General features: G+C 70.0%; 6 protein-coding genes and 1 pseudogene. 4 read left to right on the plus strand and 3 right to left on the minus strand.

Annotated elements, in window-relative coordinates; all coding sequences use genetic code 11:
• Positions 1–264: 264 nt before the first annotated feature.
• Complete coding sequence (locus AQJ67_RS10740) at positions 265–828, minus strand: ATP-binding protein (RefSeq protein WP_063807311.1); 564 nt, start codon at positions 826–828, stop codon at positions 265–267.
• 197 nt (positions 829–1,025) lie between these two features.
• On the opposite strand from AQJ67_RS10740, the gene AQJ67_RS10745 reads away from it, so the two are divergent.
• Entirely contained in the window at positions 1,026–1,256 is a 231-nt protein-coding gene (locus AQJ67_RS10745) for a DUF397 domain-containing protein (protein ID WP_079055878.1), read from the plus strand.
• Between the two features lie 166 nt (positions 1,257–1,422).
• Positions 1,423–2,343: a helix-turn-helix domain-containing protein gene (locus AQJ67_RS10750; protein WP_062717861.1), complete on the plus strand. Its 921-nt coding sequence runs from the start codon at positions 1,423–1,425 to the stop codon at positions 2,341–2,343.
• A gap of 24 nt (positions 2,344–2,367) precedes the next feature.
• On the opposite strand, the gene AQJ67_RS10755 is transcribed toward AQJ67_RS10750, so the two are convergent.
• Complete coding sequence (locus tag AQJ67_RS10755; protein ID WP_062717863.1) at positions 2,368–3,183, minus strand: SAM-dependent methyltransferase; 816 nt, start codon at positions 3,181–3,183, stop codon at positions 2,368–2,370.
• Between the two features lie 306 nt (positions 3,184–3,489).
• Here AQJ67_RS10755 and AQJ67_RS10760 point away from each other — a divergent pair.
• Positions 3,490–4,746: pseudogene (locus AQJ67_RS10760) on the plus strand (beta-ketoacyl-[acyl-carrier-protein] synthase family protein); the annotation flags it as partial.
• Positions 4,747–4,821: 75 nt separating this feature from the next.
• On the opposite strand, the gene ku reads toward AQJ67_RS10760, so the two are convergent.
• Positions 4,822–5,886 carry a non-homologous end joining protein Ku gene (ku, locus tag AQJ67_RS10765; RefSeq protein ID WP_062718544.1) on the minus strand — a complete coding sequence of 355 codons (1,065 nt, stop codon included), beginning with the start codon at positions 5,884–5,886 and terminating at the stop codon, positions 4,822–4,824.
• A gap of 71 nt (positions 5,887–5,957) precedes the next feature.
• Here ku and ligD point away from each other — a divergent pair, with 71 nt between their 5' ends.
• Positions 5,958–6,839 (plus strand): non-homologous end-joining DNA ligase, encoded by an 882-nt coding sequence (gene ligD, locus AQJ67_RS10770; RefSeq protein ID WP_062717865.1) that lies wholly within the window; start codon positions 5,958–5,960, stop codon positions 6,837–6,839.
• The last annotated feature ends 110 nt before the right edge of the window (positions 6,840–6,949 follow it).

Here is a 6,949-nt window from a genome sequence, read left to right on the forward strand (position 1 = left end):
GGGGACTGCGCAACCCACGCATCAGGCGTCACCTACCGCGATGGACACCCCGCCGGGTTACCCCTCGGCGACCGACTTGAAGTGGGGTGACTTTGATGCTGGACAGAGCATCTGGCAGGAAACCCTCGAAGGGGTCGAGGTAGGAATAGCGGCGGTCCTGCGCCCGGCACTCGAGCACGCATGCAATTGTACTTGCCTAAATGCCTGCGCCCCCCGGCACATTTGGGGATGCGGTGCGCCGGCCGGCCTTCGCGATGCGAGAAGTCAGGGCCGGCGGTCGGTCGGGAGCATCGCCCAGACCGTCTTGCCCGCGGGCTGGCGTCTGGTCCAGCCCCAGTGCTCGGACAGGGCGTCGATGATGCGCAGTCCGCGGCCGTGCTCGTCGAAGGGTTCGCTGGTGTGCGGGTACACCGGCGGGTCGTCGCTCGTGTCGGTGACCGCGCAGACGAGGTGGGCCGGACGGCGGAGGCTGAGCTTCAGCCAGATCTCGGCGTCGCCGCCGGCCGCCGGGTGGGCCGGGCGATGCGGTGCGGCGTGCAGTACGGCGTTGGCGAGGAGCTCGGCGACCACCGTGAGGGCGTCCGCGCCGCAGTGGTCCAGCGACCAGTCGGCGAGGGTGCGGCGGACGAAGTCGCGGGCCTGACCGCAGCCCTGTTCGGCGCCGACGAGACGCAGCGCGGCGGAACGGGGCGGGATGCGCGGGGGTTCGGGCCTGGTGAGGCGGGCCCGGGGCGGGGTGCCGGTGCGTGCTTCCGGTGTGACTGCCAGCCCCGCGGGGGACGCGGCACTGCCGGGCAGTCGGAGCCCTTCGTACGCAGGTAAGGACACAACGTCTCCCTGATACACGGTCAGGACGGGGCGTCCGCACTGCCGTTGACGCCAGGGACTATTATCCACGCCGACGGCGCCTCCGTGCAATTTCACGGGAAATTGCGTGAGCGGTGTCGGACAGAGCACGTGGTGCGGTTCGGACCCGGAGGGTCGGCGGGGCGCACGCGTGGCGGAACGTGAGCAAGGAGAGTGCAGTGCCAACAGCATCGAACGGCGTGCGGGCAAGCTCGTTGGGCGTCCGCTGGATCAAGAGCCGGCACAGCAACGCCGAGGGGAACTGCGTCGAGGTGGCGCCCCTGGGCGACGGCAGCATCGCGATGCGCAACTCCCGCGACCCCGACGGGCCGGCCCTCGTGTACACCCCGGCCGAGATCACCGCGTTCCTGGCGGGCGCGAAGGAGGGAGAGTTCGACCACCTCGTATGACCCCTACGGGTGATACGTGCCCTCTGCCCGGGAACGGAAGGGCGGCGAGGTGCGGGACACCGCCGCCAAGCGGAAGGTGAGCCCTCGATTTCCTGCGGTTCCGGCGGCACGAGGCGGCAGGATGCGATAATGCGGTCTGTCGTATGCCGGTCTACGGGGAGTCAGGATGTCCGCCGAGTCACCTCGCATCTCCCGCCTCGAGCCGTATCTGAACCGGACCGAACCCGCGCCGACCCTGCTGAAGATGCTGGTCGGCGTACAGCTGGCGGGGATCCGCGAGGACGCGGGCCTCTCCCAGGACCAGGCGGCGCGAGCCGTGGGGTTCAGCCCGGCGAAGTTGTCGCGCATCGAGGCGGGCAAGGGGCGTCGGCCGCCCACCGAGTCCGACATCCGTGCGCTGCTGAAGCAGTACGGGGCCGAGGAGTACGAGGCCACGGTGCTGTTGCAGTTGCTGCAGCGGGCCGGTGAGCCCGGGTGGTGGCAGCGCTACGACAAGCGGCTGATGCCGGAGTGGTTCGACCGGCTGGTCGGGTTCCAGGAGGCCGCCACGGCCATCCGTACCTTTGAACTCCAGTACGTGCCGGGCCTGTTGCAGACCGAGGACTACACCCGCGCCGTCGTGGAGCGCGGGCTGCCGTCGGCGCCCGGGCGTGAGGTACAGCGGCGTGTGGAGCTGCGGATGCGCCGGCGGGAGCTGCTGCACCGGCCGGACGCGCCGCAGCTGTGGGCGATCGTCGACGAGTCGGTGCTGCTGCGGGTGCTGGGCAGCCGCGAGGTGATGCGGGAGCAGCTGGAACATCTCGTGGAGATGGCCCAGCGGCCCCATGTGACCGTACAGATCGTGCCCCTGGACGTGACCAACGCCTCCGCGCCCGCGATGCCGGTGACCTATCTGCGGTTCGGCGGTGTCGATCTGCCCGACATCGTCTATCTGGAGCACATCAAGAGCGCGGCGTTCCTGGAGGACCGCGACGAGACCGAGGAGTACCGCCTCGTCCTGGACCGTCTGGGTGACGAGGCCCTCAACCCGCGCGAGTCCCTGGAGCGGCTGCGCGAGACGATGGAGCGGTACTCCCCGAAGCCCTGAGCCGGGCCCGCGGCCCGCGGCCCGCTACGGAAGTCGGCCCACGCCGCCGAACTCGATCCACTCCTGGGTGAGCTGGCGCGGGGCCACCTCGGTGTCGGGACGCCAGGTGGAGACCTCCACCAGGCCGGGCTCAAGGATCTCCAGACCCTCGAAGTACTCCGCGACGTCCTTCTCCTGGCGTACCCGGCCCCAGTGGTTCTGGGTCGCCTGGGCCATGAAGTCGGTGACGAACTTGCGGACCTCGGCGTCCTCGCTGACCAGCTGGCACATCACCATGCAGCTGCCCGGCACGAGCTGTTCGCGGACCCGGCGGGCCACGGCGAGCGGGCCGTTGGCGTCGTCGTCGGGGATGCAGTGGAAGACCGAGTTGAACAGCACGGCGACCGGCTGCGAGAAGTCGATCAGGCGCTGGGTGTCGGCGTGGGCGAAGATGGCGTCGGTCTCACGCATGTCGGCGTGGATGACGGCGGTGTTGTCGTTCTGGTCGAGCAGGGCGCGGCCGTGGACCAGGACCATCGGGTCGTTGTCGACGTACACCACGCGCGAGGACGGGTCGACGGACTGGGCGACCTGGTGGACGTTGTTCTGGGTGGGCAGGCCTGAGCCGTGGTCGAGGAACTGCCGGATGCCGTAGTCCTCGGCCAGCGTGCGGACCACGCGCTGCAGGAAGCGGCGGTTGTTCAGGGCGAGGGCGCGGGTGCTGGGGACGACCTTGTCCAGCTCCTCGCAGGCGGCTCGGTCGGAGGCGTAGTTGTCCTTGCCGCCGAGGTAGTAGTCGTACATGCGTGCGGCTGTCGGGATCGTGGCATCGATCGACGTGGACAGCTTTCCAGACTCCATCGTTTCCCCCAGTCACAGGGCCGGCCGAGGCGATCACCTCTCCGACAACACATCCTAGGGAGACGGCAGTTGGTGGGGCCAGTCCATCGGTCAATCACCGGCGAATGCCCCCCGGGATCCGTCTGGTGTGCTCTCCGCCCGGTGCCGGCCGACAGGGAGATCCTGGATCACGTCCGCGAGCTGGATCCCTCAACCCGCGGAAAGAGGAGTTGACTGTCGTCGTTGCGCATGTGCACGCCATGAGGAAGCTGGGCATGTTCCCCTTTCAACGATCAGAGGGGACATGCAGAGATGAGCCTGAGCGCCGCATCCGGGCCCCGCAAGGTCGTCGTCACCGGACTCGGGGCGGTCACTCCGCTCGGCGTCGGGGTCGGGGAGTTGTGGCGGGGGCTGCTCGACGGGCGGCACGGGATCCGGGAGTTGGAGGGGGAGGAGTTCGCCGGACTGCCCGTGCGGGTGGCCGGGGTCGTACCTGTTGATCCCGGGGAACTGCTGCCGCGGCCGGTGGCGCGGCGGATGAACCGGGCCGCGCGGTTCGGGGTGCTGGCGGCCCGGGAGGCGTGGGTGGACGCCGGGTTCACCGAGGGCGGGACGCGGGAGAGCGGGGTCGACCCGGAGCGGGTGGGGGTGAGTCTGGGCGCGATCCTCGGGGACGCGTCCGTGCTGGTGGGCGGGGACCGGAAGCTGCAGGAGAAGGGGCCGCGGGCCGTCTCGCCGCTGACCACCCCGATGACCGTACCGTCGCAGGCCGCCTCCCAGGTCTCGCTCGACCTGCATATCACCGGCGAGGCCAGGACGGTCACGAGCGCCTGTGCGTCGGGGACGGAGGCCATAGGGCAGGCGATCGACCGCATACGGTACGGGCAGGTCGACCTCGCTCTCGCGGGCGGCGCCGAAGCGGTCGTCACGCCGGCGATCATGGCGTCCTTCGCGGCGATGCGGGCCCTGGCCGACGGGGACCCCTCGAAGGGCTCGCCCTCGCGGCCGTTCGCCAAGGACCGGAGCGGGTTCGTCAACGGCGAGGGTGCGGGGATCCTCGTACTCGAGGCGGAGGAGCACGCGCGGGCCCGGGGTGCGCGGATCTACTGCGAGGCCGCGGGCTGGGGCCTGTCCGCCGACGCCCACCACATGGCCGCGCCCGACCCGTCCGGCACCGGCGTCGCGCTCGCCCTGCGGCGCGCTCTGCGGGACGCCGGCGGCGAGGTCGGAAACGTCGTCCATGTGAACGCCCATGCCACGGCGACGATCGAGGGCGACCTGGCGGAGGCGGGGGCGCTCCGGGCGGTGCTCGGCCGGCGGAGGGTTCCCGTCACCGCGCTCAAGGGGCACCTCGGGCATCTGCAGGGGGCCGCGGGCGGAGTCGAGGCGGTCGCCGCCGTGCTGACGCTGCATCACGGGGTGGTGCCGCCGACCGTGGGGGGCGGGGTGCTCGACGACGCGATCGATCTGGATGTGGTGACGGGGGTGCCGCGTGCGTTGCCGGAGGACGGGGACCTGGTGCTGAGCAATTCGTTCGGGTTCGGGGGGCACAACGCGGTGTTGGCGTTGCGGAGGGCCCGGTGAAGTGAAGTGAAGTGAGGTGAGGTGAGGTGAGGTGAGGTGAGGTGCGGGGAGGGGGCGCGCGCGGCGGCGTGATGGTCATGCCGTGCGCTTGCGGGCCGTCGTCTTCTTCGCCGTCGACTTCTTCGCGGTGCTCTTGGCCGTGCTCTTGGCCGTGCTCTTGGTGGTGCTCTTCGCCGCCGTCTTCTTCGCTCCCTGGGCCGTCTTCGCCGTCGACTTCTTCGCGGACGCCGTCTTCTTCGCCGCTGTCTTCTTCGTCGCCGTCGACTTCTTGCCGGCCGTCTGCTTCGGTGCCGCTCGGGAGGTCTTGCGCTCGGGCAGGCGTCTGACCTGCGCTTCCTTCTTCTCCGGCGCCGTCGGCTCCTCGCCGCGCGACTCCTTGGCCGCCCGTACGCTGTTCTCCAGGGCCGCCATCAGGTCGAGGACCTTGCCGGCCTTGGCCGGTTCGGGTGTCTCCGGCGGGGCCTCGCCGGCGGCCTTCGCGGCGACGACCTCCTCAAGGGCCTCGCGGTAGGCGTCGTGCAGTTCGTCGAGTTCGATCTCGCCGAGGGTGTCCATCAGGGCGTCCGCGAGGTCCAGTTCCTTGTCGTTCACCGTGACGTGGGTGTCGGGGGCTACGCCCTCCGGGGCCCGGACCTCGTCCGGCCACAGCAGTCCGTGCATGGCGATGGCGTCCTCGACGACCCGCAGCATGCCCAGACGCTCACGGCCCCGCAGGGCGTACTTCGCGATGGCGACCTTCTGGCTGCGCTTCAGCGCCTCGCGCAGCAAGGTGTACGGCTTGGCCGCGGGGGCGCCGCCGGCGGCGAGGTAGTAGGCGCTGTCCATCTGGAGCGGGTCGATGCGGTCGGCCGGTACGAAGGCCACGATCTCGATCGTCTTCGCGGTCGGAAGGGGCAGGTGGGACAGGTCCTCGTCAGTGATCGGGATGATCGTGCCGTCCGCGTCCTCGTATCCCTTGCCGATCTCCCCCTGGGTGACCTCGCGGTCCTCCAGCTCGCAGACCTTGCGGTAGCGAATGCGGCCGCCGTCCTCCGTATGGATCTGACGGAAGGAGATCGAGCGGTTCTCCGTGGCGTTCACGAGCTTGATCGGGATGCTGACCAGGCCGAACGAGATGGCGCCGTTCCAGATGGATCGCACGTGCAGCACCCTTTCGGTGGTTATGCCAGGATCACCCGGACATCCGTCAGGTTTTCTGGAATTCTCATGGTATGACGCCGATCACAGAGGTGGAGGGGCGACGGCTCGCGCTCAGCAATCTGGAGAAGGTGCTGTATCCGGCGACCGGCTTCACCAAGGGCGAGCTGCTGCACTACTACGCCACCACGGCCGACTTCCTGCTGCCGCATCTGCGGGATCGGCCCGTGTCCTTCCTGCGGTACCCGGACGGGCCGGACGGCCAGGTGTTCTTCGCGAAGAACGTTCCGCCGGGGACCCCTGACTGGGTCACCACGGGGGAGGTGCCGCGCGTGGAGGGGCCGGCGCGCATGGTGTTCGTGCAGGATCTCGCGAGTCTGATGTGGGCCGCGAACCTCGTCACCGAGTTCCATACGCCCCAGTGGGTGATCGGTGCGCCCGGGGAGGCGGACCGGCTGGTCTTCGACCTGGACCCCGGGGCGCCCGCCACCGTGGTGGAGTGCTGTGAGGTCGCTCTCTGGTTGCGGGAGCGGTTGGCTGCGGACGGGATCGAGGCGTATGCCAAGACCTCCGGTTCGAAGGGGCTGCATCTCGCGGCGGCCATTCGGCCGACGCCTTCCGAACGGGCGACCGAGTATGCCAAGGAGTTGGCTGTGGAGGCCGAGAAGGCCATGCCGCGGCTGGTGATCCATCGGATGACGAGGAGTCTGCGGCCGGGGAAGGTGTTCGTCGACTGGAGCCAGAACGCCGCGCGGAAGACGACGGCCACGCCGTACACGTTGCGGGCTCGGCGGGAGCCTGCGGTGTCCGCGCCGGTGACGTGGGAGGAGGTGGCGGAGTGTCGGGTGCCTGCCGCGCTTGCTTTTCTCGCGGGTGACCTTGCGCCTCGGCTTCAGGATTACGGCGACCTGTTCGCTGGGCTGCTCCTGCCGGAGGGGGTGGGGCGGTTGCCGTGAGCGTGGGTGAGGTCGCCGTGTGTGGCTGACGGTTGGTGGGGGTTGAGCGCGCAGTTCCCCGCGCCCCTGGGGGGGGTGGGCGGGCCGCAGGTTTCAGGGGCGCCGGTGTT

Origin of the sequence: Streptomyces caeruleatus (genome assembly GCF_001514235.1) — a bacterium.
GTDB lineage: Bacteria > Actinomycetota > Actinomycetes > Streptomycetales > Streptomycetaceae > Streptomyces > Streptomyces caeruleatus.

What these genes read in the sequence shown, in the direction of transcription:
- AQJ67_RS10750 (WP_062717861.1), top strand. Translation starts at nt 1,423, where the DNA reads ATGTCCGCCGAGTCACCTCGCATCTCCCGCCTCGAGCCGTATCTGAAC.
- AQJ67_RS10755 (WP_062717863.1), bottom strand. Translation starts at nt 3,183, where the DNA reads ATGGAGTCTGGAAAGCTGTCCACGTCGATCGATGCCACGATCCCGACA.
- ligD (WP_062717865.1), top strand. Translation starts at nt 5,958, where the DNA reads ATGACGCCGATCACAGAGGTGGAGGGGCGACGGCTCGCGCTCAGCAAT.